This is a genomic window from Mesorhizobium sp. B2-1-3 (assembly GCF_006442495.1).
GTDB lineage: Bacteria > Pseudomonadota > Alphaproteobacteria > Rhizobiales > Rhizobiaceae > Mesorhizobium.
Map to the genome: position 1 here is coordinate 92,396 of NZ_VFWL01000001.1, position 24,552 is coordinate 116,947.

A 24,552-nucleotide genomic window follows, 5' to 3' on the forward strand; every position below is an offset into this window, starting at 1 on the left:
GCCGCGATGAAAGATTCCGAGCACCCCTTCTTCCGGCCCCTATGGCGGCGTGTCGCCGTCGTCGCGGTCTGCGTCATCTGGTCGATCATCGAATTCGCGAGCGGCACGCCGTTCTGGGGCGTGATCGCGCTGGGCTTCGCCGGCTATGGCGTCTGGCAGTTTTTTTATCTCTACAAGCCGGCCGACGAGAACAAGGCGCCCGCCGAAGTCGAACCGAAGGAGTAACCGGATGTCGAAGCTGCTGGTCAAAGCCGACAAGGGCCATGGCCGTGTCGCGCATGTCACGCCGCAAAGCGCCGGATGGACCTATGTCGGGTTCGACCTGCACCGGCTGGAACCGGGCGAAACGGCTTCGGGAACAACGGACGATCGCGAAGTCTGCCTGGTGTTCGTCACCGGCAAGGGCACGGTCACGGCCGGCGGCAAGGATCTCGGCCTGCTTGGCCAGCGCATGTCGCCCTTCGAAGGCAAACCATGGTCGGTCTATGTGCCGCAGGGATCGGACTGGTCGGTGACGGCTGATAGCGGACTGGAACTGGCGGTCTGCTCGGCGCCGGGATTGAGCGGCGGCCTGCCGGTTCGCGTCATCGGGCCTGACGACCTCGGCCAGGAGGTGCGCGGCAAGGGCACCAATACGCGCTACGTCACCAACATCCTGCCCGAGGGCAAGCCGGCCGATTCGCTGCTGGTGGTCGAGGTCATCACGCCCGGCGGCCATACGTCGAGCTATCCGCCGCACAAGCACGACCAGGACAATCTCCCTAACGAATCCTATCTCGAGGAAACCTATTATCACCGCCTCAACCCGCCGCAGGGCTTTGCTTTCCAGCGGGTCTATACCGACGCCGACAAGGACGGCTCCCGCGCGCTGGACGAGGCGATGGCGATCGAGGACGGCGACGTCGTGCTGGTGCCCAAGGGCTATCACCCCTGCGCGGCTTGCCATGGCTACGACCTCTACTATCTCAACGTCATGGCCGGCCCGAAGCGGACGTGGAAATTCCACAATGCGCCCGAGCACGAATGGCTGATGAAGGCCTGACCGTTGCGCGTTCACGGCTGAACCTGTTGGTCCAGATCAGAAAAATCGTCGGCTAAGGACCGGCGGGGTCGATTTGCCTTCGAAAACCCTTCAAAGCTTCGTCAATCCGTCATGGAAATCACCTATGGCAACGGGCTGACGAGGATTTTCGATGCGCTACGCCATCTACTTCACCCCCCAACAGGACGAAAAATTGGCGCGGATCGCCGCCAACTGGCTGGGCCGTGACCCGTTCGGCGCCGCGACGCGACCGGTGGAGGCGGTGGGCGATTTGTCGGCGGCGGAAGTCGCCTTCCACACCGCATCGGCACGGCGCTATGGTTTTCACGCAACGCTGAAAGCCCCTTTCCGGTTAGCGGCCAACGAAACCGAAGCCTCGTTGCGCGCAGCGCTCGACGCCTTTGCCCAGGCGACGTCCGTTGTGATGATCCCGCGTCTCGTCGTCAGCCAGATCGACGGTTTCTTCGCACTGGTGCCGGAGGCGCCATTGCCTCCGCTCAATCGCTTCGCCGATGATGTGGTGCGCGATTTCGACCGCTTTCGCGCGCCGTTGACGGAGGCCGAGATCGAGCGGCGCAGCCCGGACTCGCTGAAGCCGGGCGAATTCCGCAATCTCTGCCAATGGGGCTATCCTTACGTCTTCGAGAGCTTCCGCTTTCACATGACGCTGTCCGGCAGGGCCGGGCCACAGGAAAGCCTTCGTCTTCGCCTGGCAATCGAGGGCCTGTTCGCCGAGGTGCTGCGCCAGCCGGTTCCGGTGGACGCGCTGACGTTGTTCATCGAGCCCGAACCCGGCGCCCCGTTCATGGTGCTTTCCCAGCACGCGCTCGGGCGCCGTCCGGCCAGAAAAACCGCCTGAAGCAACAAGCCGTAAAGGCGAGAAAAAACCAAGGACTGCCTGAAATGACCGCCGAGACCATTCTGAGCAACGCCCGCATCGTTCTTGCCGACGAGATCATCGAGGGCTCGCTCGTGATGCGTGACGGTCTGATCGCCGACATATCCTCCGGCGCCGTGCGAGCCGGCGAGGACATGGCTGGCGACTTCATCATTCCGGGGCTGGTCGAGCTTCACACCGATCATCTCGAAGGCCATTATGCGCCGCGGCCGAAGGTGCGGTGGAACCCGATCGCCGCCGTGCTCGCCCATGACGCGCAAGTGGCGACCGCCGGCATTACCACCGTGCTCGACGCCTTGCGTGTCGGCATGGACGAGGATGCCGATCTCAACGCCACCGATATCCGCAAGCTCGCCGACGCGATCGAGGACAGCGTGCGGATGGATCGATTGCGGGCCGACCATTTCATCCATCTGCGCTGCGAGGTCTCGGCGCCGGATTGCCTCAGGGCCTTCGCCAATTTCGAGACCGACGAACGGGTGAAGCTCGCCTCGCTGATGGACCATGCGCCGGGCCAGCGCCAGTTCGTCAACCTCGAAACCTATGCCTACTACTATCAACGCAAGCTGAAGCTGACCGATCGCGATTTCCAGAAATTCTGCGAGAAGCGGATGGGCGAATCGGCACGGAATTCGGCCCCGAACCGCGTCTTCATCGCCGCCGCCTGCCACGAGCGCGGCATCGTGCTTGCGAGCCATGACGATGCGACGACGGGCCATGTCGACGAAGCCATCGAGCAAGGCGTGCGCGTTGCCGAATTCCCAACCACCGAGGAAGCCGCCAGGGCTTCGAAGGATGCAGGGCTCGGCGTGCTGATGGGCGCGCCCAATGTCATGCGGGGCGCCTCGCATTCGGGCAACGTCTCGGCGCGCACGCTGGCCAGCGACGGCCTGCTCGACATATTGTCGTCCGACTACATCCCCTTCAGCCTGATCCAGTCCGCCTTCTTTCTCGGCGACGTCGTCGATAGCATTTCCCTGCCGCAGGCGGTGGCAATGGTGTCCAAGAACCCGGCCGAGGCCGTCGGTCTTTCCGATCGCGGCGTCATCGAAGAGGGCCGCCGGGCCGACCTGGTGCGCGTGCGCCTCGACGACCACGTTCCGGTGGTGCGCACGGTCTGGCGGCAGGGGCGGCGGGTCGCGTGATGGCTTCGGCATTGATCGAGCGTGAACTGTCGGCCGAGGCGTTTCCGATACGCGACGGCGTCTTCGTTGCCGTGGTGGGCCCGAGCGGCGCCGGCAAGGATACGATCATCGGCCATGCCAAGGCGCTTTTCGCCGACGAGCCGCGGCTGGAGTTCGTGCGCCGCGTCATCACCAGACCGAGCGACACGGCAAGCGAGGATCACGACACGCTGGCCGATGCCGCCTTCATCGAGGCCGAAGCCGACGGCGCCTTCGCCGTTTCCTGGGAAGCGCACGGCCTGCGCTACGGCCTGCCGGCCGAGGTCGATTGGGCAGTGGCCAACGGCCATGTCGCTGTCGCCAACGTATCGCGCGCGATCATTCCTGCCTTGCGGGAGCGCTATGCCAATCTGGCCGTCGTCGAGATCACCGCTTCGCCCGATGTGCTGGCCGGGCGGCTGGCGATGCGTGGCCGCGAGTCGCGCGGGGAGGTTCTGGCACGCCTGGCGCGCAGCGCCCCTGTGACGCTCTCCGGACCCGGCGTCACCTCGATCGACAATAGCGGTTCGCGCGAAGCGGCAGGCGAGCGCTTTGCCGAGGTGCTGCGCAAGGCGATGGCGTTCTCCGACATGTCGGGGCTGATCGACTAAAGGTGTTGATGGTCAGGTGGCGCTCGCCTGACCTGAACATCGAAACACCTTCCTTTTATGCCGCGTGCCGGTCGTGATCGGCACGACGCGTGCTGGCCGACGGCGTTGCCGAAGGTTGTGTCGGCGCGTCCAGAACCGCGACGTGATGACGGTACACCATTTCCCAGCCTTTCCAGCCGGTAAACAGCAGGATGCAGACAACGATCAATGAAAGCAGCACTCCCCATGGGCGAACTGCCGCTTCGGCGCCTTGGCTGTAGCGAAGATAGAAATTGATCAGCGCCAGAACGACGGCGGTCAAATTGCCGACCATGTGATACCAGGCGTCCGTCAGAGCGCGGATGCGCGGCTCGCTCAGGAAATCGATAAAGCCGGCAATCGCCGCCAGGAGAGCCATGACGATGGCTGCTCCAATCAGCCACATCGACGCGCGTGCCCAAAAGACGTCGGCAGTGCCCCAGAACATCAGATCGGTGAGAAACGCGCCGACAAGGAACGCGACAGGAAAGGGAATGAGCATCGGATGGATGGGATGACCTCCCACCTTGGCGGTGCTTAGCGGATTCGCAGCCATGACCATGCCTCCGAATAGAAAAGCTTTGAACAACGCCCAGATAAGGGTTTCGTTCCAATCCGGATGGAAGCTCGCAAGACCGTTTTCGCGATGCCGCCCCCCTTTTGCACTCAAGTCACTTGGGGCCGCACAGATACGGCCGACAACAGATCGAGCGGAATTGCGGGGCGGGCGAGATAGAGCGAAGTTATCTTTCGACGGCCACGGCGGACGGCGGCTTTTTGCCCCTGACTATTCCGCCGCTGCCCCGGCGATGCTCTTGCGGCTGGCGTCGACCATGCGCCGCCGCGCGCGGAACACGCCCCACTGCTGGTCGATCAGCACGCCGATGAGGATGACGCCGCCCATCACCGCGAAGTTGAGCGAGGACGGGATGCCGAGCAGATTGACGAGGTTCTGCAGCTCCTGCAGCAGCACGGTGCCGAGGATGACGCCGATCAGCGAGCCCTCGCCGCCGCGCAGCGAGAAGCCGCCGAGCACGGCCGCGGCAATGGCGTAAAGCTCGTAGAACTGGCCGTGGCTGGCCGGCGAGATGGATCGCGTGTACATGGCGAAATAGATCGCCGACAGCGCCGTCAGTACCCCGCAGATGACGTAGGCGGCCATGACGACACGCCCGGTGCGGATGCCGGAATATTTCGCCGCTTCCTCGTTCTTGCCGATGGCGTAGAGATAGCGGCCGAACACCGAGCGGTGCAGCACCACCCACATGACGATGGCGATGACCATCAGCGCGAAGAAGGAGTTCGGCACGCCCCAGGAGCGGCCGGCGGTCAAGAATTCGAGCTCCGGGAAATTCTGGCCGAAGGCGAAGCCGGCGGTGCCGTCGGCGGTGTAGAAGCGGGCGACGCCGCGATAGATCAAAAGGCCGCACAAGGTCACCACGAAGGGCTGCAATTTGAGCCGCGTGATCAGCCAGCCATGCGCCAGGCCGATGATGGCACCGAGCACCAGGATGAGCACGAAGGCCAGCGGCCATTCCATGCCGCGCACGGCGATGAAGTCGATGAAAAGCGTTCCCAGCAGCGCCACCAGCGAGCCGACCGACAATTCGATGCCGCCGGTGATGATGACGAAGGCCTGGCCGATCGACAGGATGCCGAACAGTCCGATCAGGTTCGAGGTGTTGGCGAGATTGATTGGCAGCAGGAAGCGCGGATTGATGATGGCGACGATGGCGCCGACCACCAGGATCAGGATCAGCAGGCCGAGATCTTTCTTGCTCATCATCTTCTCCCCAATGCCGGCCCGAGCGCTTCCGCGGCGCGGCGGCAGAATTATTTCGGCTGCTTGCCTACCGCCAGCAGCAGCACGTTTTCCTGGCTGAACTGGTCCTTGTCCAGAATGCCCGAGATCTGGCCCTCATGCATGACGGCGATGCGGTCGGACACGCCGATCACCTCCTCCATGTCGCTGGAGATCATCAGCACGGCGACGCCGGCGTCGGCCAGCGCACGCATCAGCCCGTAGATCTCCGCCTTGGCGCCGATGTCGATGCCGCGCGTCGGCTCATCGAGGATCATCACCTTGGGGTTCATCGCCAGCCATTTGGCCAGCACGACCTTCTGCTGGTTGCCGCCCGACAGCGTGCCGGTGCGCGTCTGCACCGAGGGCGCCTTGATGCCGAGATCTTTTTTCTGCTTCTCGGCGGTTGCCGTTTCGGCGCTGGTCGACACCAAGGAGCGCTTGGCATGCGCCGGCAGGTTGGGCAGCGAAATGTTCTGGGCGATCGAAAGGTCGAGCAGGATGCCGGTCAGCTTGCGGTCCTCCGGCACCAGGAAGATGCCGTGCGCGACGGCATCGGCCGCCGAGCTCAGGGAGAGCGGCTTGCCGGCGAGCTCGAGCGTGCCGCCGAGGCTGCTTTCGATGCCGAAGAACACCCGCGCCAGCTCGGTGCGGCCGGAACCGACAAGGCCGGCAAGGCCGAGGATTTCACCGCGCCTGACGTCGAGATCTACCGGGCGGCCAGGATAGGTCGGGGTGCGGATGGCCTTGGCCGACAGGGCGACGGCGCCGGGGGCGCGGGCCGCCTCGGAAGCCTTCTCGCGCTCCTTCAGCATGCGGCCGATCATCAGCTTGACCATCTGGTCGTGGTTGATGTCGCGCTTGGGCAAGGTGCCGGCCAGCATGCCGTCGCGCAGCACGATGACGCGGTCGGCGACACGCTCGACCTCGTGCAGGCGATGCGAAATGAAGATGACGCTGATGCCGTCCGCCTTCAGCGCCCTGATGACGTCGAGCAATTTGTCGGTCTCGGCGATCGGCAGGCTCGACGTCGGTTCGTCGAGGATGACCAGCCTTGCCTTGATCGACAGCGCCTTGGCGATCTCGACCATCTGCTGCTGCGCGAGCGACAGTTCGGCGACAGGCGTGTCGGCGGAGAAATTGGCGCCGACGCGCTTCAGGAGCGGCGCCACCATGGCGCGCAGCCTGGCGCGGTCGACGAGCCTGAGCGGCCCGGCGCGCAGCGGTTCGCGGCCGAAGAAGATGTTGGCAGCGACGTCGAGATTCTCGAACAGGTTGAGTTCCTGATGGACGAAGGCGATGCCGGAGCCCAGGCTGCCCTCGACGCTCAGGCCGTCATGGGCGGTGCCGTCGACGGTGACGGTGCCGCTGTCGGGCCGCGTCACCCCGCCGAGGATCTTCATCAAGGTGGATTTGCCGGCGCCGTTCTCGCCGACGAGGCCGATGACCTCGCCCGGCCTGACCTCCATCGAGAAGCCATCGAGCGCGACGACGCCCGGATAGGTCTTGCGCACGTTCTCGAGACTGAGGAACGGGGTGGTCGCGGCGATGGATGTGTCGGAATAATTCATCATGCCTGACAGCGTTGGCGGGCCGACCTCTTGGCAGACTGACTGGCCTCGAAGGGTTCGTCAATGCGAGAGCAGCCGGCTCAAGCGACGTTGAGCCGGCTGCTCTGCCTTCGGTCTTAGTTTCCAGCCATCGCCTTCAGATTGGCGGCGTAGGCGTCGACGTCATCCTTGCCGATGATCTTGGTCGGGATGATGATGAGGCCGTCGGCCGGGATGCCCGACTTGTCGCCCTTGAGATAGGATGCCATCAGCTTCATGCCCTGATAGGCCCACTCGAAGGGCTGCTGCACGACGGTGGCGGCAATGGTGCCTTCCTTGACGCCGCCCAGGGTGATCGGATCGTCATCGAAGCCGACGACGGTGATCGAGCCGAGCTTGCCGGCATCGCGCAGCGCTTCATAGATGCGCGGCGTGTTGTAGGAGTAGAAGCCGACCATGCAGGTGACGTCGGGGCTGGCGACGAGCGCGTCCTCGACGTTCTTCTTGGCGCGGGCCTGGTCGATGTCGTCGCCGCGCACGTCGACGAGCTCGATCTTGGTGCCGGCCAGGCCATCCTTCATGCCCTGGATGCGCTCCTTGGCATTGTCGGCGCCGAGCAGGCCGACGAAGCCGAGGCACTTGCCGCCGTCCGGCATCGCCTTCTTGGCGATTTCGGCCGCCTGCTTGCCGGCATCGACATTGGACGAGCCGATATAGGCGACGCGCTTGGTCTGCGGAGCGTCGCTGTCGGTGGTGAACAGCGCCGTTTCCGAGGCGATCTTGTTCAGCCCGTCGGTCGAGGTCTTGGGATCGACGGCCGAAACCATGATGCCCTTGACGCCGGCGGTGACCAGATCGTCCATCAGCCGCTGCTGGATGGCGACCGAGGACTGCTCGGGATATTTCAGCTCGAGATTGTAGTCGGGCAGTTCGCCCTGCGCCTTCTTGACGCCGGCTTCGGCCGCCTTCCAGAAGTCGGAAGCGCCGTTGACGACGAAGGCCAGCGTCGGCTTGTCGTCGGCGCGCGCGATCGTGCTCGCCGTCAGGCCAAGCAGCAGCGCCGCGGTGGCCACGGATGCATTGCGTATCAAGGATTTCATGTTCAACCTCCCGTTTTGGCCGGTCGTCGGACCGGCCGATCCTGCACTTGTCTGATTTGCCGTTCGCGGCTTGGACGCCCTCCTCCTCAAGGGTTCCCGGCACTGAAGATGGCGTCGTTCCAGCCACGGCGACGGACTTTAGAGACTCATCCCCCGTTCGTAAATAGTCCGATTTGTCTGACATATCACATGTCCGCGACAAGGCTTCGCGGGGGTACTATCCGCTTGCCATCGGGCCATTCGCATGCACCGCGCCCCAGGGAAAACGGACGCGACGGACCGACGTTACAGCGCATTTTCGTATTAGTAAACGGTATTAGTTGCGTTCGATGGCGACCACGCCGGCGGCGACGCCGTTGGGTTTGCCTGAAACGCAATGGCTTGGGGCAAACGGGGTAATCGGCTCATATGCTGTGATTTGAGCTGCCCGGAGCCGGCTAGCCAGTAGACCCGTCGTCCGCTAATAGATATAAGTTAGCCGATATTTCTATAAACCGGCGCGGCCTTGATGGTCGCCGGGCAGGCCGGACAGGCTGGGGAACACGAACAGCATGAGCGAGACCACCGATATCGCGACGGCAAGGCGCCGCAAGGCGCCGGTGAAGCCCAAGGGCCGGGTCACCATGACCGACATTGCGCGCGCCGCCGGCTGCTCGCAGGCGACTGTTTCCTTCGTGCTCAACAATTCGCCTGGCATAAAACTGTCGCGGCAGACGCGCGAGCGGGTGATCGAGGCGGCGCGCGCGCTGGGCTATAGTGCGCCGGCCTTTTCGGCGCTGAAGGCGCCGGCCACCGCCTTCGACGGGCTGGACGGGGTGATCGGCTTCGCCGTCGACCAGCTCGCCACCAGCCCGGAAGCCGTCGTCGCCATCGAGGGCGCGCGCCAGGCCTCGTGGAACGCCGGCAACGTGCTTCTGGTGGCGCAGACCATGGGCGACGCCGTGATGGAGCCGCGCGCGATAGAGGCGCTGACCAGGCGGGGCATTTCGGCGCTGATCTACATGACCATCTTCACCCGCGAGATCACGGCGCCCGACTTCCTCTACAGCCTCGACATCCCGGTGATCCTGCTCAACTGCTACACGTCGGATTACGCCTTCCCCGCCGTGGTGCCCTCCGAGATCGCCGGCGGCCAGAACTCCACCCGGCACCTGATCAGCCATGGCCACCGCCGCATCGCCACCATCACCGGCGAGCCCTGGATGCAGGCGGCGCAGGACCGCCTGAAAGGCTACCGCCGCGCGCTTGCCACCGCCGACATCCCTTTCGATCCCGAACTGGTGGTCGAGGGCGACTGGTCGGCAAGTGCCGGCTATGCCGCGACCGTCAAGCTCCTGGCGCTGAAGGACCGCCCGACCGCCATCTTCTGCCAGAACGACCGCACCGCGATCGGCTGCTACGAAGCGCTGAAGGAAGCCGGCCTGCACATCCCGCAGGACATCTCCGTGGTCGGCTACGACGACGAGGAAATCGCCAGGCATCTGTTCCCGCCGCTGACCACCTCGATCCTGCCGCATATGGCGATGGGCCAATGGGCGATCGAACAGCTCGAGGCGCCGGCCACGGTGGGACGGGGGCGCTATCCCATCACCAAGCTGGAATGTCCGCTGGTGGAGAGGGAGAGCGTGCGGGCCGTGGCAGGCTGACCGACCGGCCGACAAGGCAAGCATTTGGGTGATGAAAGCCGGCGCCGCGAGCGCCGGCCGGCCACGGACGTTCCCGCTGCCGGGGCAGCCAGGCGTGCCCTTTCAATTGGCACAGCAAGCGGTCTGGCCGCCGGCCCCGAGGCCGCGAAGGCGTGAAAAATGCCGGCCAGCGACGCCGCGAGAGCCCTATTGCGCCAATGTTCGAGGACATTTGTTCCAAGCGCGGCGTGTTGGTTGAACAGATTGGGTTGCAGGCATAGCCTTGCGTCGTCCACCGGGGCTCGCCTCGAGCTTGCGGGGGCAACAGGCGGCGGATCGCGGCGTGCCGCTGATCGAGGAGACTAACATGCAGCTCGAACAATCCCTTGCCGGCATGCGCCGGCGCGACCTTCTCAAAATGATCGGCATTACGGCGGGCAGCGCCGCAATGTACCAGGCCATGACCAGCATGGGGCTGGCGGCAGAGTCCGATTACAAGGGACCGATCAAGCTCGAAGGCGACCCGAAAGGCGCTTCGGTGCTCGTCCTGGGCGCCGGCCTTGCCGGCATGCTGGCGGCGCTGGAACTGCGCCAGGCCGGCTACAAGGTGAAGATCCTCGAATACAATGCCCGCGCCGGCGGCCGCAACTGGACGATACGCGGCGGCGACACCGTCACCGAACTCGGCGGCTACACGCAGAAATGCGAGTTCGACGAGGGGCTCTACCTCAATCCCGGCCCCTGGCGCATCCCTTACCATCACAACGGGCTGTTGGCCTATTGCCGGAGGCTCGGGGTGACGCTGGAGCCGTTCCAGCAGACCAATCACAACGCCCTGCTGCACTCGACGGAGGCCTTCGGCGGCAAGCCCAAGCGGGTGCGCGAGATCGAGACCGACTTCAAGGGCCACACTTCGGAGCTGCTGGCCAAGGTGGCCAAGAAGGGCCAGTTGGAAGGGCTCGTCTCCAAGGAGGACCAGGAGGTGCTGCTCGAGGCGCTGCAGTCCTGGGGCGCGCTGGACAAGGACTACAGCTACAAATCCAGCCTCGCGACCGCCGAATTCCGCGGCTACGAGAAGGAGCCGGGCGGCGGCATCGGCGCCGAGCCGGTGGCGGGTCAGATCATCGGCGCGTCCGACGTGCTGAATTCGCGCCTGTGGGGCAGCCTCGCCAACTTCTCGCTCTACGAATTCCAGACCACCATGTTCCAGCCGGTCGGCGGCATGGGCAGGATCGGCGAAGCCTTCGCCAAGCAGGTCGGCGACCTCATCACCTACAATGCCAAGGTCACCAAGATCGCCCAGAACGACAAGGGCGTGACGGTGACCTATGAGGACGCGAAAAACCCCGGAACCGCCCAGGAAGCCAGCGCCGACTGGTGCGTGTGCACCATTCCGCTCACCATCCTCAGCCAGATCGAAATCCAGGTCGGCGGCGCCATGCAGGCGGCGATCGGGGCGGTGCCCTATGCGTCCTCGGTCAAGGTCGGCCTGCAGATGAAGCGCCGTTTCTGGGAGGAGGACGAATCGATCTTCGGCGGCGTCAGCTACACCAACTTGCCCATTTCGCAGATCTCCTACCCCAGCACCGGCTTCAACGCCGGCGGCAAGGGCGTGCTGCTCGGCTGCTACACATGGAACGGACCGAACTCCTACGAATTCACCGCCATGACCCCGCAGGAGCGCGTGCAGAAGGCGGTGGAATACGGCGCGCAGCTCCACCCGCAATACAAGCAGGAATTCGAGACCGGCGTTTCCTGGGCATGGCACCGCTCGCCCTTCACGCTTGGCTGCGCGGGCGACTGGACCGAGGAGGCACGCAAGGAGCATTACGACAATCTGTGCCAGATCGACGGCCGCATCGTGCTGGCCGGCGAGCATGCCTCCTACATTCCCGCCTGGCAGGAGGGCGCGATCCTGTCCTCGCTCAACGCCATCACCCGCCTGCACCAGCGCGTCATGCAGGGATGAGGCCATGCCGATTCCTTCGTTCACCCCGTATCCCGCGAGGCATCCCATCATGAGCAGCTCCTTCAAAAGACCCAGCGGTCTCATCGCCGCCATGGCCGTCGCCATGGCGTTCACGGCCCCCGGCGCGTTCGCCGATTCGGCCGGCGTCACATTCAGCCAGGGCGATACTTTCACCGAAAAGGACGGCGCGGCGCTCTATGCCAATGTCTGCGCCGCCTGCCACCTGGACAAGGGGCAAGGCGCGGTCGGCGCCGGCCACTATCCGGCGCTGGCCAAGAACAAGAACCTGGAGACCGGCGGCTATCCCGTAAGCCTCGTCCTGCACGGGCAAAACGGCATGCCGCCGGTGGGGCAGATGATGAGCGACGACCAGGTCGCGGCCGTGGTCAACTATGTCAGGACGCATTTCGGCAACGACTACAAGGATGCCGTGACGGCGCAGGACGTGAAGGATGTCCGCTGAGTGGCGGATGTCGCCCGCACATGCGGCAACGCAAACCGCGCGGCGGGCATTCCGGCGCTCGCCGCCCTCTCGAATGGAAGGAAACGGGTCATGAAACCATCGATCGGGAAATCATGGATTGGGGCCGCCGTGCTGGCGGCGGGAATGCTGGCGGCCGGCGCGGCCGTGGCCGACGACGTCGTTCGCCACAAGATTCCGAATTCGGATTTTCCGATCCTGCGCGCCGTCGAGGTGCCGGCCGGCAAGACCACGGTCTATCTCAGCGGCGCCGTGCCGTCGGTCATCGACGAGAAGGCCGACAAGGCGACGGTCGCCGCCTATGGCGACACCGAGGCCCAGACCGGCTCGGTGCTGAAGTCGATCGACAAGACGCTGGCCGATCTCGGCCTGAAGATGGGCGACGTCGTCAAGATGCAGGTCTTCCTGGTCGGCGATCCCGCCAAGGGCGGCAAGATGGATTTCGCCGGTTTCATGAAAGGCTACACGAAGTTTTTCGGGACCAAGGACCAGCCGAACCTGCCGACGCGTTCGGTGGTGCAGGTCGCGGGCCTTGCCGGCCCCGGCTTCCTGGTCGAAATCGAAGTGACCGCCGTGCGGCCCTGAAGCCGGGGCGTTCGGCCAGCCCGTCGAGCCAGGATGCCGAACGGGCTGGCGAGGCGCGGATCTGGCGGGCCGCGAACCGGGGCGGCTGAAGCGGCCTCGCTCGCCCAGGCACCCACCGAAAGGCGGAGCCGGGCGATGTTGACCCGCCAGCGAGGGCTAAACCGCGCGGAGCCCACGCCCATGCACTAGCCATTCGTCGAAGGCAGGTCGCGCGACCGCGGACGGAAAACCGCCTCACGCTTTTCCCGGAATTAGCCTAGCCTCGCCTCTTCAGCGCAGGGAGAGCGAGATGACCTCAAGTTTCACCGTTCATGACGCCAGCGGATATGAGCAGCTCATGGGCCGCTGGAGCCGCAAGCTCGCGCCCAAATTCATCGACTTCGCCGGGCTTGCCCGCGGCGAAAAGATCCTCGACGTCGGCTGCGGCACCGGCAGCTTGACATTCGAGCTGGCCAAATCCGCCGACCTCGCGGCGATCGCGGCAATCGACTTTTCGCCCGTCTTCGTCGAGGCGGCGAAGCGGCGCAACACCGACCCGCGCATCGAAATCCAGCAAGCCGACGCCACCGCCTTGCCGTTCGCCGACGATGGTTTCGACCGCGCGCTGGCGCTGCTCGTGCTCCACTTCGTGCCGGAGGCCGGCAAGGCAGTGGGCGAGATGCGCCGCGTGGTGCGGCCGGGCGGCGTGGTGGCGGCCGTCGTGTGGGACCATCTCGGCGGCATGCCTGGCATGCGCATGATGATCGACACGGTGGCCGCGCTCAGCGAAGGCGGACGCCAGATGCGCAGCCGCTATTGCTTCCAGCCGATGATGCAGCCGGGCGAAATGAAGCGGACTTTTGTCGAGCAGGACCTGGCCGACGTGACCGAAACCGAGCTGATGATCCGCATGGACTACCGGGACTTCGACGACTATTGGGCGCCGATAGCGGCCGGCGAAGGCCCGCTCGGCAAATACATGATGACGCTCGATCCAGCCGAGCGGACGCGCAGCGAGGCCGCCGTCCGCGATGCCTATGAGGCCGGCCGGCCGGATGGCGCGCGGTCGTTTGCGAACGTTGCCTGGGCTTGCAGGGGCGTGGTGCGGTAAGGGCGCCGAAGAACCGCCCGTCCGCCATCTGCCGCCCAGGCCGGTCTCCATGAAGACGCACCGGCGCTATTGCGGCAGACCGGCGGCCTGCAGCGCCTCGCCGAGGCATTGCGCGACCGCCGGGGCGCAATGTACGGCGGCGAACTGCCGACCGTAGCGAAACGTCGGATGCAGCTCACGCACCCGCGCCGCCGCCGCCATCGCCTCGTCCAGCCGGCCGAGCTTGGCCAAGGCGGCGGCCAGTTGCACATAGGTGATGCTGTGGGCGGGATTGGCCTGCACCGACCTGTATGCGGCACGGCAGGCCTCGTCATAGCGGCCGCGCAGCAGATGGCTCATCGCCTGCGCGTCGAAGGCGGCGAAGGCCCAGGGGTCGAAGGGGCTGAGCCGCATCCCGCGCTCGCTCCACGCGATGGCCTGCTCCGCTTCGCCGCTCCAGCCGAGGATGACGCTGCCCAGAATGTAGGTCAGGGCGGATGACGGGCTGACGGCAAGCGCGGCTTCCAGGGCGGTGAAGGCGGCCTTGCGGTCATGTCCATCCATGCCGATCGAAAACCCCGCAAGGGTAAGCGCGGCCGCGTCGTCCTGTCCGTGCAGGATGGCCAGCCGGGCATGGCGTACCGAAGCCTCGCGATCGGCTTCCTGCAAGCCGGCGCGAAGGAACAGGCAATGATGGCACATGGCGGCATTGCCGTGGGCAAGCGCATAGGTCGGCTCGAGTTCGATGGCGCGTTCGAGCAGCACGAGCGCCTGCGCCACCCGTTCGGGCATGCCGGAATCCACGTCCGGCTGGGCGCGCAGCACGAGGTCGTAGGCATCGAGACTGTCAGGGCGCTTGCGCCTCACCCTCTCGATTTCGACGCGCCGCAGGCTGGGCGCGATCGCGCCGACGGCCGCCAGCGCGATCTCATCCTGGAGCGCGAAAATATCGGCGGAGGCGCGGTCGAAGCGCTCGGCCCATATGTGGGCGCCGGTCGAGGTGTCGATCATCTGGCCGGTCACGCGCACGCTGCCGCCGGCCCTGCGCACGCTGCCTTCGAGCACATAGTGGACGCCGAGCTCGCGGCCGACCTGCTTCACGTCCACCGCGCGCCCCTTATAGGTGAAGGAGGAGTTGCGCGCGATGACGAACAGCCAGTTGATGCGCGCCAGGCCGGTGATGATGTCGTCGACGATGCCGTCGGCGAAATAATCCTGTTCGGGATCACCGCTGAGGTTCGAGAACGGCAGAACCGCGATCGAAGGCTTTCCGGGCCATGTCAGCGTTGCCGCCTCGGGGCCCAGGCCACCGATCGCGACCTCGGGCCCGACATAGCGATAGCCGTGCCGCGGCAGCGTCTCGATCCAGCTTCCGCCGCCGGCCGCGCTCTCCAGCATGCGCCTGGCCGCCGCGATCTGCACCGTCAGATTGCTGTCCTCGATCGCTTGGCCCGGCCATGCGGCGTCGATCAGCGCCTGCTTGGGAACCGGCTTGCCCGTGCGTTCGACAAGCAGCGCCAGCAGCGCGACGGCCCGTTGGCCGAGCGGCGTCGGCTGGTCGCCGTGGAACAGGATCCCGGCTTCGCCGTCGATGCGAAAGGGGCCAAAGGCGAGGCTCGTTGCCATTCCCGAAGGAGATACCGTTTGCAATCTTTTCGCAATGATTTCGCAACGGCTTCACGACTGGCCGGCCGGGTAGAGGCATCCTGTGCCGGTGGCTGCGGGAAAAAGCAGCGAACCGATGGAGGATCAAATGAGCGCCGCCCCTGTCATCCGGATGCCCGACGAGAACAAGGGGGTCATGCTGCGTGGCCAGCCGATGGTGTTTCTCGTCACCGGCGAGGATACCAGGCACACGAGCATGTTCGACTGGACCATACCGGCCGGCTTCGCCACCGGCCTGCATGTTCATCGCGTGCAGGAAGAAACCTTCTATGTGCTTGACGGCGAATGTGTCTGGTACGTGGGCGGAAAGGTGATCCGGGCGACGCCGGGCACCTTCCTGTTCATTCCGCCCGGCGTGCAGCACAACATCACCAATGTCGGCGAAAAACCGGCCCGCGTGCTGATGACCGTCTCGCCGCCCGGGCACGAGCATTATTTCGAGGAACTTGCCAGGCTGGCCGCAAAAGGCTCCCCGGATCCGAAGGCGCTTGCCGAGCTGCGGGACCGCTACGACACCGACCAGATTTCTACCCTGACGACGAGTGCGGTGCAAGTACGGTTCAGCTGATTACTTGCCAATGGGTGCGTGATAGGCGAATGGCTGGCGATCGAAGCTGGCAAATAGGCAGTCCGTTCAGCGGAGGATCGGTGGATCGTCAGTGTTCGTGGTACGTGCGCTGAAGCCTTCTCGACGATGTGGTAAGCGCGTAGCGAGATGACGCCATCACTCGCGCGCTTCCTACGCGTGAACAGTGATTATTTGGTGTCTGCCACGACGACATGGTCGCTCATTGACCATCCGAGCCGCAGCATCGCGCCCTCGACAGCCTTCTGTCGGGTGGACAGATCGGCGGTATGCAAAGCCATCGTTTCATTGCCGGCCAGCCGCAGCACAATGCGTGCATGGGTGCCAAGGAACATCACATCTTCGACCTGTCCTTCCAGAACGAGATCGCTTTTCGTTCCGTCACCGGCAAGGCTTAGTTTTTCGGGGCGTATGATCACCACAACCGCTCCGTCCTCTCCCTTGTCCGGGAAAGCCGGTCCCGCGTCGAGCGTCACGCGACCGCCGGTCCGATAGCCTGTAAGCAAATTGGCATCGCCTATGAAGGTAGCCACGAAGCGATTGCAAGGCAGGGAGTAGATCTCGTCCGGCGAACCCTCCTGGACGATAATACCGGATTCCATGACAGCAATGCGGTTGGCCAGCGCCATGGCTTCGGTTTGATCATGTGTGACGAAGACGAAGGTCCCACCGATCTCGCGATGAATGCGGCGCAGTTCTTCCTGCATCGTCTGCCGCAATTTCAGGTCGAGCGCCGCCAGCGGCTCGTCAAGAAGCAGGATCTTCGGCCGCATGACGAGCGCTCGCGCCAAGGCGACACGCTGCTGCTGTCCGCCGGAAAGCGCCGTCACGTTGCGTTCCGCAAGTCCGCTGAGCCTTACCAGGCCGATTATCTCCCGGCAGCGGGCGTCGGCCTCCGCCTTGGCCACTCCCGCCACACGCAATCCATAGCCGACATTCTGGAGAACAGTCATATGCGGGAACAGGCCGTATCCCTGAAATACCATGTTTGTAGGACGACGTTCCGGGCCGGTATGGGTAATGTCCGTTCCGCCGATCTCGATCCTGCCTTCGGTGGGCTGTTCGAAACCGGCTATCATGCGCAGCAACGTCGTCTTGCCGCAGCCCGACGGGCCGAGAAGTGCAAAGAAATCTCCGGACCGGACATCGACATCGGTCGGCCCTACCGCCGTCATCGCCCCGAACCGCTTCGTCACGCCACGCAGGCTCAGCAATGGTGGTTCCTTTGCGATGGCGGAGGCTCCATTTTCGCCGGCCGAGGCCTGCGGGGTCATATCCATGCGGAATTCTCCATCACCGAGATGACGTCTTCGGGGCGCTCGACCACCCGCCCGAAATTCATGGCAAAGGATTTGAGCGTCGCCATGTGCATCTCTTCGTCGTGATCGGCGAGCGCATCCGAAACCAGAACGCAGTCGTAGCCCCGGTCGGCGGCATCCAGCGCGGTGAGCGCAACGCAAGCACTGGTGACCACGCCCGTTATGATGAGGCGCGAAATGCCATTATACCGGAAAATATCGTCCAGCCCGCTTCCGTTGAACGCTCCATTCGTCGTTTTCCTCACCACCGTCTCGCCAGCAAGCGGCATGAGTTCTTCCAGAATGGCGAAGTCCGGATTTCCCGACCACCACAGGTCATGGACGCCTGATCTCTCTTCTATTGCGCGGGTCCAGTCGCGGAACCGCTTTGGGCAATCGCGGAGATCTCGGTGCTCGGAACCGAGCGTCAGATGAAAGACCTGCATATGGTTGCGGCGAAAATAGTCGAGTATCCGGCTGATGGCGGGGATCGTCGTGCGCGTCAGTCGGTCCGCATAGTAGCGCATCGAGCCGGGGCTGATCCGCTCCATGGCAAGCGACAGGCCGCGATCCGGCGCGGCATCGTGATACTGCATGTCTATGACCAGCAGGCCTATTTGCGCACGGTCCGACAGGTCAACGGGAGGCACTAGGTCCGTGTATGCGCTTTGATTCAATTTGATACTCCTGTGAGCCACCGCTAGGTGAGCCTTGCATGGTCGAAGCGGATGTCGCTCAGCCGCGGTACTTGGAAAGTCGCAGGGCTACGACCGTGAAGCCGACGGTTACGATGAGAATGATGGAGGCAAGGGCGTTTATGCTCGGATTGAACGACGTCCTCAACATCCCCCAGGTCAAGGTAGGAAGCGTCAATCCGCCGCCTATGGTGAAATAGGTGATGATGAAATCGTCGAGCGAAAGCGCCATGGCAATGAGCGCGGCGCCGATCAAGCTCGAACGGATGATGGGCAGTGTTATGTTGAAGAAGGCGCGAACAGGGCCCGCGCCAAGATCTCGGGCGCTTTCAAGGAGTTGGATCGGGAATGCACGCATCCGTGCATGCATGATAAGGATGACGAAGGGTTGCGTGAAAACGAGCTGACTGAGTATCACCGTCACGAAGCCGAGCCGGATATCGAGGGCGGAGAATGTGGTGGCAAGAGCCAATGCCAACACCAGGGGCGGCAACATCAGGGGAAGGATCAGAAGCACCAGTCCGGTGTCGGCTGTTCGGCTCTTGAATTCCGCAATCGAAAACGCCGCCGCCGTGCCGATCACAAGCGATAGTCCGCCAACCCAGCCGGTGATCACGAGGCTGTTTGTGGCCGCTACATAGAAATCGGGCTTGGCAAACAGCGCTTTGTACCAGCCAAGCGTCGGCACGCCCAAGGGAAAGGTAGCATGAGCATTATTGCCGAAGGAGAGCAGCACCACAAGCACAAGCGGCGCAAGCATGAAGATCACCAATGCCGTCCCGAAGAGCAGCCAGCCTGGGGAAAAAGAGGTCTTCATCGCGTTGCCAGAATTCGACGCCCGCCTGCCGCAATCAACGCCAGCACGACAAAACAAAGAAAAAGAGTGAGGAAGGTCAGCGCCGATCCCGCCGGCGCGTTGAGCCTATTGATAAATTGACTCGCAACGAAGGTTCCGATCATCGATGTGTGCGGCCCGCCGACAAGACTGGGCGTTACATAGTCACCTATCGAAATCAGGAAGGCGGTGGCGAAGCCTGCAAACAACCCGGTAGCCGTTCGGGGCAAGATGATGTCCACCAGGCGGCGGAAGGGGCCCGCGCCCAGATCCCGCGCCGCCTCGATGTCGATGTCGGCGATGCCACGCAAGGCTCCGTAGATAGGCAACACGGCAAAGGGCAAAAGATAGTGGGTGAGCGTGATCACCACCGAGAACGGATTGTAGAGTAGCCAGGACAAGGGTTTGTCAACAACGCCTGTTGACATCAGCAATTGGTTGACGACCCCGCTTTCACCGAGCATCGTCTTCCAGGCATAGATCTTGACGAGGTAACCGCCGAACAACGTGATGAGCGCCACGAACAGCAACGCGTCGCCGAAGCGGCCTGCCTTGAAGCGGATGAGAAATGCATACGCATATGCGAGGAGCGTCGTAAGCACCGCGATGACGAGAGCAATAATCACCGTTTGGAGGGCCGGGCCCAAATAACTGGAGTACGCTTTGCTGTAATTCGCCAGCGTAAAGACCGGTTCGATCCTGTAGAGCCGAAACGTCCAGAAGCTGACCAGGGCGAAATAGCCGAGCGGCAGCACGAAAAGGGCCAGATATACGCTTGCCGCCGGCGCGATAAGCACTGCCCGTAAGGTTCTCTTCGCCGTCATGGCCTCTCGCGCCTCCCGCGCCTCATTCGGTCGGTCAGGCCTTGAGGATGCGCTCCCAAGCCTCTTGATATTCATCCCAGGTGGCATGGGTGCCGTCGTCGTCGAGATAGTACATCTCCTCGAAAGTTACCTTCTTGGTCAGGAAATCCTCGAGATTGTCGTAGGGATAGGATGCCCGGTTCCAATCGCTGACGAGGGGGATCGCCTCGCTGACCACCACAGGCAGGCCATTGGCATCGGCGCCGGCCTTCTGCCCTTCCGGCGAAAGCGCGTTGTTGATCAGGACATGTGCCGCTTCGATATTCGCGGAGCCGCGTCCGATCGCGTAGCCTTCGATGAAGCTTCCTGTTCCCTCGACAGGGAAGGTCCACTTGATGGGCGCCGCTTTGCCAACCCATGATGCGACCGGTTCGAAGCCCTGGAAGATGACGATCTCCTTACGCGCGGCAAGGTCGGTCAAGTCGCCATAGCTTGATGCGATGGTCCGCAGGTGATTCTTCTTCAATTCGACAAGGAGATCGACCGTCCGGGCCAATTGTTCGCGGGTCATGCGCAAAGCAGTCTTTATACCTGGATTGGCAACTCGTCCCCATACGGACCAGCATGCCGAAATGTCGTCTGGAATTGCGCATTTCCCCTTGAACTCGGGCTTCATCATGTCCTTCCACGACGCCGGCGCGCTCGTCACGACATCTGAATTATACATCAGCGGTGCCGAGCCCCACACGAACGGGGCCGCGTACCAAGTCCCCGCGACAGCCATGTTAGGCTCTGCCATGCGGCGTACGGGTTCCATGATCTTCGCGAAATTTGGTATCTTGGTCAGATCCAGCGCTTCGATAAGGCCCTGGTTCTGCAAGAACGGATCATTGATGAAGTATGGCGTAAGCAGGTCATAGGCACTCGATCCAAGACGCAGCTTCGTCACCATCTCGTCGGCGGACGACGCAAAGGACTTCTGGAGTGTGAGACCGTTCTTGGACGGAAAGCCTCCGCCCTCGAGGTAAGCCTCATAGCCCTGCCAACCGAGAAATGTGACATTTGCATCGGCATGTGCGGAGCGGGAGCCAAATCCCAACCCGAAAGCAGCACCGCCCGCGGCCGCGCCCGTGAGAAAACCACGGCGTGACATGGGAAGAAAGGTCCTGACCTTGATCAGCTCGCTCGCACCGACTTTCTGCATTTTTCTTCCCCATATTTTGGACAGTGGTCTTTTGGCCGCTGCTGGCGACCGGCGCTTTGCCGACAAAGCCAGCATCGGCAAGCACCACATGAATCGCAATGGGGAACGCTTTGCCATCCTTGCGCTCTTTGCTGCTATAACAGCATAAACTCGCGCAACTTTAGACGATTTATGGAGAACGACGATTGGCCAGCGAAGACCTGCCGGAAAACCTCAGGCTGCTGTGCAGCTACTCTAAATCGGTATCGGAGGTCTGTCGGAGGCTCGGCATCAACCGACACCAGTTCCAGAAATATCTCAACGGAACGGCGTTCCCGTCTTTGCGAACATTGCGCAGAATCGGCGATTACTTCGGTGTGGAAGAATCTGAAATCCTGCTCGACACCAAACAGTTCAGCGAGCTGGTCGCGGTCAAGCGGCCGATAATCGACAGCCCTTGGGAAACCCGCAAGCGCATATCGAACCTCCTGTTTCTGGGACCCAGCAACAATGAGAGGTTTCGCAATATAACCGGCTTCTACCACAACCATTTCTGCGCGGCCGAATATCCGGGACGGATTTTGCGCGGACTGGTCCACATCTACAACGACAATGGAGTCATCTTCAGCAAAAACATCGAGCGCAAGCTTCCCCAGCGCGACAGGACAATCCGCAAGTATGATGGACTCCTGGTCAATTCGGCCGACCGGATTATCATGTATGAGCGTGAGGCCTCCGTGGGAAAGATGGCCTGGATTACGATCTATTATCAAGGAGACCGTGACCAGCCTGACATTTTGTTGGGTCTCTCGGTCGGCATTACCGGAACCTTCACGCGAGAGCTGGCATGTTACCGTGTGCTGCTACAAAGGTTGCCGAGTTCTCTGAATTTGCGCACGGCTCTTCGGCAATGTGGTGTATTCGACTTTGGTGATCCCGTCATCGATGAGGACATCCAAGCCCGTGTCCGCAACAAAATGGATGATGAGGATTGGGCTTTTTCGATACAACCCTAAAAACTACCGCACATGGAAAAAACAGTTGCGCGCTATCCCGGCTTTAAAAGAAGCGCAATGTCCGCTTTCAGCGAGCAGCAAGGCTGTCCGCAACGGCCGAAATTGGGCGCATAGCGGTCGTTCATGATGCGTGGCGAAACGACCGTAACGGATCAGATATTCATGTTCGATGCCAACCAGACGAGGCCTGAGGGGTCGAGCAGGGTGTCATTCAACCACAGGGCAGCACGCCGGCCCTGAATCCAATGCGTAGTGGCGATTCGAACACGACCGGCTCAACGTTTGGTGGTGATGCCTCGGATGCGAAGGAGTGGCTTTGCGCTTCCGCAGACTAAAGCGTGTCGCGATTTAAGGGATTCAGGATTCCCTTGATTTGAGTTCGTGATTCATTGCAAGCCGCTACCGCTTGAGTTGCGTCGGCGTGTTGTTGCGTATGTTGATGAGGGGCATGGTCACCGGGAGGCTGCGCGCCATTTCCGCGTTTCACCTCGCTATGCGCGCTCACGGATTTGCCGTTGCAGATGGATGGCCAACACGGGGACTCAGAGTTACTACCTTCGCTCGACCGTATTGATAGTGATGGACACTATGAGGAAGGGAACCTTCAGGTCGTATGCCGGTTTGCCAACCGATGGAAAACCGACGACAAAGACGTTAACTTCAGACGTCTGATCCATGTAGTCAGAGGGAAAAGTTTTGAAGTCGGAGCGTCGCGCGTTTGAACCCTGCAGCTTTTAAGCTGTAAGTCATGCCCTTGCCGAGAGAAGATAGCGATGCTTTGCGGGGAGTTCGATATCTGGCGCAAGACCGGCTACAAGATCCTCTCGTGCGCTAGTCTCCGGTATAACCGGTACCCTGTGTGTCCGGAACGGACCCGATTTCCTTGGCGCACCCGACAGGATTCGAACCTGTGACCTCTGCCTTCGGAGGGCAGCGCTCTATCCAGCTGAGCTACGGGTGCTTCCCGGCGGGCCGGAAAACGAACCGGGTGAACCGGCAAGTCACGGCTTCTTAGCGGAAGCGGGCGCGGGCTTCAACGGGCAATTGGAGATTGGCGGTTTCCAAAGGTTCGCCTCGCGGGTGGTGCCCCGTCGCGTGCGGCGTTCCCCCTCTCCGTCTCGGCTTCGCCGAGCCACCTCTCCCCCGCCCTTGGCGGGGGCGAGAAACTTGAGCCCCTCACTGCCCCGTCTCACCCTCACCCGCCCGCCTCACCTCGCACCGCCCGCCTCCTCACTCCCCTTGCCGCCCTCTTCGCCTTCTTCGCTCCGGTCAGCTCATGCATCGCATCCAGTTGCATCTGCTGCATTTCGGCCAGGCGCGTCCATTGGCGCGAGATGAGGTAGTCAAGTTTTTCGTGCAAATGGCGCACTTCGAGCTCGGCCTTGAGGTTGACGCGGTAGTCGTTGAAGGAGCGCAGGCGGTCTTTCACCTCCTGGCGCTTCTGGCTCATCATGATGATGGGCGCCTGGATGGCGGCGATGCAGGAGAGCAGCAGGTTGAGCAGGATGAAGGGGTAGGGATCGAAGGCGCGGTTCAAGCCCTCGAACAGGTTGATGGCGATCCACACCAGGAGCACGCCGGCGAACGAGATCAGGAACCACCAGCTGCCGCCGAAGGCCGCCATGTTGTCGGAGACGCGGTCGGCGAACGAGCGGTGCTCCTCGAACTCCTCTTCCGAGTTTTCCGAAATCGTGTCCTGCCGGGCGATCGATTCCACCACCTGGCGGTCGAGCTCGGAGAATTCGCCGTGCTCCTGCTGGAGCAGCTCCTCCATGTAGCGCATGCGGTAGCGGCCGAGCTCCTCGCGGCTGATGCGGGCGCCATGCGGCAGGTCCGGATGGTCGGAGCGGATGCGGTCGGCCAGGCTCGGGCGCAAATCGTCGATGCGCACCAGGTCGCGCTTGCGGAATTTGCGGCCCGAGATCGCCGATGGTCTTTTCTTGGGCTTGGTCCGCGAGGCTCCGGGCAAGGCCGGCTCGGAGTCCGGCACTTCCGGCGTGTCGAAATGCTCGTCCGAAACCCCGTGCAGGTCATCCCCCGTGGTCGGCGCCTCGAAATATTCGCCGCCGCTGTCATTGTCCGCCTGCTGCTCGGACGCCTTGGGGAGGGTGCTCATGGTGCGGGCTCCTGCTGTGGTGGAAGACGATAGACCGACGGGGCGATGCTTAGCCAGCATCACGGCGACTTGGCATGCCTATGCCACGCCTTGCGGACGATTGCGTGACAGAAAGGGGGCAGCGGGCCGCCTTTCGGGGCTCGCCCGGTAGAGAGACATTCGAGGTTGGCGGCGGCTCTATGAAATCGTTATCAACCCCTGGGGAAACCTAACGGGGGCGAAGCTCCGTCGCGGAGCCTGGATCCATTCCGTGGCATTGGCGGCAGCGGAGCAGAATTGCGAACCGTTGCGGCGCTTGCCGAGTCGCGGCATGGATCCTCGCGCCGCGTCGCTGCGCTCCTTGCTCCGACGAAGTGATTGGCCAGCGCCTGGGCGACGGCAACAAAAACCCGCCTTGCGGCGGGTGGCCGGCGCAAATCAGCACCATAGCGAGAATAGTAGCA

The 24,552-nt window shown here is 63.0% G+C and carries 23 protein-coding genes and 1 tRNA gene; 12 read left to right on the forward strand and 12 right to left on the reverse strand.

The window, feature by feature from the left end:
- Window positions 1-6: 6 nt before the first annotated feature.
- From FJ973_RS00470 to phnN, 5 genes are all read left to right on the forward strand, one after another.
- Complete coding sequence (locus FJ973_RS00470; protein ID WP_140491266.1) at window positions 7-225, forward strand: DUF3329 domain-containing protein; 219 nt, start codon at window positions 7-9, stop codon at window positions 223-225.
- A gap of 4 nt (window positions 226-229) precedes the next feature.
- The gene (iolB, locus tag FJ973_RS00475) at window positions 230-1,042 is read left to right on the forward strand and encodes a 5-deoxy-glucuronate isomerase (protein ID WP_140524146.1); all 813 of its coding nucleotides are present in this window, start codon (window positions 230-232) and stop codon (window positions 1,040-1,042) included.
- Between the two features lie 151 nt (window positions 1,043-1,193).
- Complete coding sequence (locus FJ973_RS00480; RefSeq protein WP_140554580.1) at window positions 1,194-1,901, forward strand: DUF1045 domain-containing protein; 708 nt, start codon at window positions 1,194-1,196, stop codon at window positions 1,899-1,901.
- A 44-nt stretch (window positions 1,902-1,945) separates the two neighbouring features.
- A complete protein-coding gene (locus FJ973_RS00485; RefSeq protein WP_140524149.1) occupies window positions 1,946-3,085 on the forward strand; it encodes an alpha-D-ribose 1-methylphosphonate 5-triphosphate diphosphatase in 1,140 nt (379 codons plus the stop codon).
- Entirely contained in the window at window positions 3,082-3,714 is a 633-nt protein-coding gene (gene phnN, locus FJ973_RS00490) for a phosphonate metabolism protein/1,5-bisphosphokinase (PRPP-forming) PhnN (protein WP_181168445.1), read from the forward strand. The genes FJ973_RS00485 and phnN overlap by 4 nt, the downstream gene beginning before the upstream one ends.
- Window positions 3,715-3,769: 55 nt before the next feature.
- Here phnN and FJ973_RS00495 read toward each other — a convergent pair whose 3' ends face one another.
- The 4 genes from FJ973_RS00495 to FJ973_RS00510 form a co-directional block, all read right to left on the reverse strand.
- Window positions 3,770-4,288: a DUF2231 domain-containing protein gene (locus FJ973_RS00495; RefSeq protein ID WP_140517718.1), complete on the reverse strand. Its 519-nt coding sequence runs from the start codon at window positions 4,286-4,288 to the stop codon at window positions 3,770-3,772.
- Between the two features lie 231 nt (window positions 4,289-4,519).
- Window positions 4,520-5,515 (reverse strand): ABC transporter permease, encoded by a 996-nt coding sequence (locus tag FJ973_RS00500; protein WP_140491276.1) that lies wholly within the window; start codon window positions 5,513-5,515, stop codon window positions 4,520-4,522.
- A gap of 50 nt (window positions 5,516-5,565) precedes the next feature.
- On the reverse strand, window positions 5,566-7,104 hold the full coding sequence (locus FJ973_RS00505) for a sugar ABC transporter ATP-binding protein (protein WP_140554946.1): 1,539 nt from the start codon (window positions 7,102-7,104) through the stop codon (window positions 5,566-5,568).
- A 116-nt stretch (window positions 7,105-7,220) separates the two neighbouring features.
- Complete coding sequence (locus FJ973_RS00510) at window positions 7,221-8,183, reverse strand: sugar-binding protein (protein ID WP_140491278.1); 963 nt, start codon at window positions 8,181-8,183, stop codon at window positions 7,221-7,223.
- Window positions 8,184-8,734: 551 nt separating this feature from the next.
- Between FJ973_RS00510 and FJ973_RS00515 the strand changes: the two genes are divergently transcribed.
- The 5 genes from FJ973_RS00515 to FJ973_RS00535 all read left to right on the forward strand — a co-directional run bounded on the left by FJ973_RS00515 (window position 8,735) and on the right by FJ973_RS00535 (window position 13,933).
- Window positions 8,735-9,829 (forward strand): LacI family DNA-binding transcriptional regulator, encoded by a 1,095-nt coding sequence (locus FJ973_RS00515; RefSeq protein ID WP_181170851.1) that lies wholly within the window; start codon window positions 8,735-8,737, stop codon window positions 9,827-9,829.
- A 346-nt stretch (window positions 9,830-10,175) separates the two neighbouring features.
- A complete protein-coding gene (locus FJ973_RS00520; protein ID WP_224681940.1) occupies window positions 10,176-11,777 on the forward strand; it encodes a flavin monoamine oxidase family protein in 1,602 nt (533 codons plus the stop codon).
- Between the two features lie 49 nt (window positions 11,778-11,826).
- Window positions 11,827-12,240 carry a cytochrome c gene (locus FJ973_RS00525; protein ID WP_140554582.1) on the forward strand — a complete coding sequence of 138 codons (414 nt, stop codon included), beginning with the start codon at window positions 11,827-11,829 and terminating at the stop codon, window positions 12,238-12,240.
- A 90-nt stretch (window positions 12,241-12,330) separates the two neighbouring features.
- Complete coding sequence (locus FJ973_RS00530; protein ID WP_140517715.1) at window positions 12,331-12,843, forward strand: RidA family protein; 513 nt, start codon at window positions 12,331-12,333, stop codon at window positions 12,841-12,843.
- Window positions 12,844-13,132: 289 nt separating this feature from the next.
- Window positions 13,133-13,933, forward strand: coding sequence for a class I SAM-dependent methyltransferase (locus FJ973_RS00535; RefSeq protein ID WP_140524156.1), 801 nt, complete (start codon window positions 13,133-13,135; stop codon window positions 13,931-13,933).
- A gap of 66 nt (window positions 13,934-13,999) precedes the next feature.
- Here the strand turns inward: FJ973_RS00535 and FJ973_RS00540 are convergent, their stop codons facing one another.
- On the reverse strand, window positions 14,000-15,538 hold the full coding sequence (locus FJ973_RS00540; RefSeq protein WP_140554583.1) for a winged helix-turn-helix domain-containing tetratricopeptide repeat protein: 1,539 nt from the start codon (window positions 15,536-15,538) through the stop codon (window positions 14,000-14,002).
- Between the two features lie 127 nt (window positions 15,539-15,665).
- On the opposite strand from FJ973_RS00540, the gene FJ973_RS00545 reads away from it, so the two are divergent.
- Window positions 15,666-16,145, forward strand: a complete 480-nt coding sequence (locus FJ973_RS00545) for a cupin domain-containing protein (protein WP_140554584.1) — start codon at window positions 15,666-15,668, stop codon at window positions 16,143-16,145.
- Between the two features lie 188 nt (window positions 16,146-16,333).
- Here the strand turns inward: FJ973_RS00545 and FJ973_RS00550 are convergent, their stop codons facing one another.
- The 5 genes from FJ973_RS00550 to FJ973_RS00570 are packed head-to-tail and all read right to left on the reverse strand — an operon-like array spanning window position 16,334 to window position 21,115.
- Window positions 16,334-17,443 carry an ABC transporter ATP-binding protein gene (locus tag FJ973_RS00550; RefSeq protein WP_140554585.1) on the reverse strand — a complete coding sequence of 370 codons (1,110 nt, stop codon included), beginning with the start codon at window positions 17,441-17,443 and terminating at the stop codon, window positions 16,334-16,336.
- On the reverse strand, window positions 17,434-18,138 hold the full coding sequence (locus tag FJ973_RS00555; protein ID WP_246675807.1) for an isochorismatase family cysteine hydrolase: 705 nt from the start codon (window positions 18,136-18,138) through the stop codon (window positions 17,434-17,436). Before FJ973_RS00555 ends, FJ973_RS00550 begins: the two co-directional genes overlap by 10 nt.
- A 58-nt stretch (window positions 18,139-18,196) precedes the next feature.
- Entirely contained in the window at window positions 18,197-18,973 is a 777-nt protein-coding gene (locus tag FJ973_RS00560; protein WP_140554586.1) for an ABC transporter permease subunit, read from the reverse strand.
- Complete coding sequence (locus FJ973_RS00565; protein WP_181170852.1) at window positions 18,970-19,815, reverse strand: ABC transporter permease; 846 nt, start codon at window positions 19,813-19,815, stop codon at window positions 18,970-18,972. Before FJ973_RS00565 ends, FJ973_RS00560 begins: the two co-directional genes overlap by 4 nt.
- A gap of 34 nt (window positions 19,816-19,849) precedes the next feature.
- Window positions 19,850-21,115, reverse strand: a complete 1,266-nt coding sequence (locus FJ973_RS00570) for an extracellular solute-binding protein (protein ID WP_140554588.1) — start codon at window positions 21,113-21,115, stop codon at window positions 19,850-19,852.
- 68 nt (window positions 21,116-21,183) lie between these two features.
- Between FJ973_RS00570 and FJ973_RS00575 the strand changes: the two genes are divergently transcribed.
- Window positions 21,184-21,993 carry a helix-turn-helix transcriptional regulator gene (locus FJ973_RS00575; protein WP_140554589.1) on the forward strand — a complete coding sequence of 270 codons (810 nt, stop codon included), beginning with the start codon at window positions 21,184-21,186 and terminating at the stop codon, window positions 21,991-21,993.
- 884 nt (window positions 21,994-22,877) lie between these two features.
- Here FJ973_RS00575 and FJ973_RS00585 read toward each other — a convergent pair.
- Window positions 22,878-22,954 (reverse strand) — tRNA-Arg (locus FJ973_RS00585).
- A 234-nt stretch (window positions 22,955-23,188) separates the two neighbouring features.
- The gene (locus tag FJ973_RS00590; RefSeq protein WP_140554590.1) at window positions 23,189-24,109 is read right to left on the reverse strand and encodes a DUF1003 domain-containing protein; all 921 of its coding nucleotides are present in this window, start codon (window positions 24,107-24,109) and stop codon (window positions 23,189-23,191) included.
- Window positions 24,110-24,552 lie beyond the last annotated feature (443 nt).

Excerpts from the sequence above, each read along its gene's own strand:
- FJ973_RS00470 (WP_140491266.1), top strand. The coding sequence starts at position 7 with ATGAAAGATTCCGAGCACCCCTTCTTCCGGCCCCTATGGCGGCGTGTC.
- iolB (WP_140524146.1), top strand. The coding sequence starts at position 230 with ATGTCGAAGCTGCTGGTCAAAGCCGACAAGGGCCATGGCCGTGTCGCG.
- FJ973_RS00480 (WP_140554580.1), top strand. The coding sequence starts at position 1,194 with ATGCGCTACGCCATCTACTTCACCCCCCAACAGGACGAAAAATTGGCG.
- FJ973_RS00485 (WP_140524149.1), top strand. The coding sequence starts at position 1,946 with ATGACCGCCGAGACCATTCTGAGCAACGCCCGCATCGTTCTTGCCGAC.
- FJ973_RS00495 (WP_140517718.1), bottom strand. The coding sequence starts at position 4,288 with ATGGCTGCGAATCCGCTAAGCACCGCCAAGGTGGGAGGTCATCCCATC.
- FJ973_RS00500 (WP_140491276.1), bottom strand. The coding sequence starts at position 5,515 with ATGAGCAAGAAAGATCTCGGCCTGCTGATCCTGATCCTGGTGGTCGGC.
- FJ973_RS00505 (WP_140554946.1), bottom strand. The coding sequence starts at position 7,104 with ATGAATTATTCCGACACATCCATCGCCGCGACCACCCCGTTCCTCAGT.
- FJ973_RS00510 (WP_140491278.1), bottom strand. The coding sequence starts at position 8,183 with ATGAAATCCTTGATACGCAATGCATCCGTGGCCACCGCGGCGCTGCTG.
- FJ973_RS00515 (WP_181170851.1), top strand. The coding sequence starts at position 8,735 with ATGAGCGAGACCACCGATATCGCGACGGCAAGGCGCCGCAAGGCGCCG.
- FJ973_RS00520 (WP_224681940.1), top strand. The coding sequence starts at position 10,176 with ATGCAGCTCGAACAATCCCTTGCCGGCATGCGCCGGCGCGACCTTCTC.
- FJ973_RS00525 (WP_140554582.1), top strand. The coding sequence starts at position 11,827 with ATGAGCAGCTCCTTCAAAAGACCCAGCGGTCTCATCGCCGCCATGGCC.
- FJ973_RS00530 (WP_140517715.1), top strand. The coding sequence starts at position 12,331 with ATGAAACCATCGATCGGGAAATCATGGATTGGGGCCGCCGTGCTGGCG.
- FJ973_RS00535 (WP_140524156.1), top strand. The coding sequence starts at position 13,133 with ATGACCTCAAGTTTCACCGTTCATGACGCCAGCGGATATGAGCAGCTC.
- FJ973_RS00540 (WP_140554583.1), bottom strand. The coding sequence starts at position 15,538 with ATGGCAACGAGCCTCGCCTTTGGCCCCTTTCGCATCGACGGCGAAGCC.
- FJ973_RS00545 (WP_140554584.1), top strand. The coding sequence starts at position 15,666 with ATGAGCGCCGCCCCTGTCATCCGGATGCCCGACGAGAACAAGGGGGTC.
- FJ973_RS00550 (WP_140554585.1), bottom strand. The coding sequence starts at position 17,443 with ATGGATATGACCCCGCAGGCCTCGGCCGGCGAAAATGGAGCCTCCGCC.
- FJ973_RS00560 (WP_140554586.1), bottom strand. The coding sequence starts at position 18,973 with ATGAAGACCTCTTTTTCCCCAGGCTGGCTGCTCTTCGGGACGGCATTG.
- FJ973_RS00565 (WP_181170852.1), bottom strand. The coding sequence starts at position 19,815 with ATGACGGCGAAGAGAACCTTACGGGCAGTGCTTATCGCGCCGGCGGCA.
- FJ973_RS00570 (WP_140554588.1), bottom strand. The coding sequence starts at position 21,115 with ATGGCAAAGCGTTCCCCATTGCGATTCATGTGGTGCTTGCCGATGCTG.
- FJ973_RS00590 (WP_140554590.1), bottom strand. The coding sequence starts at position 24,109 with ATGAGCACCCTCCCCAAGGCGTCCGAGCAGCAGGCGGACAATGACAGC.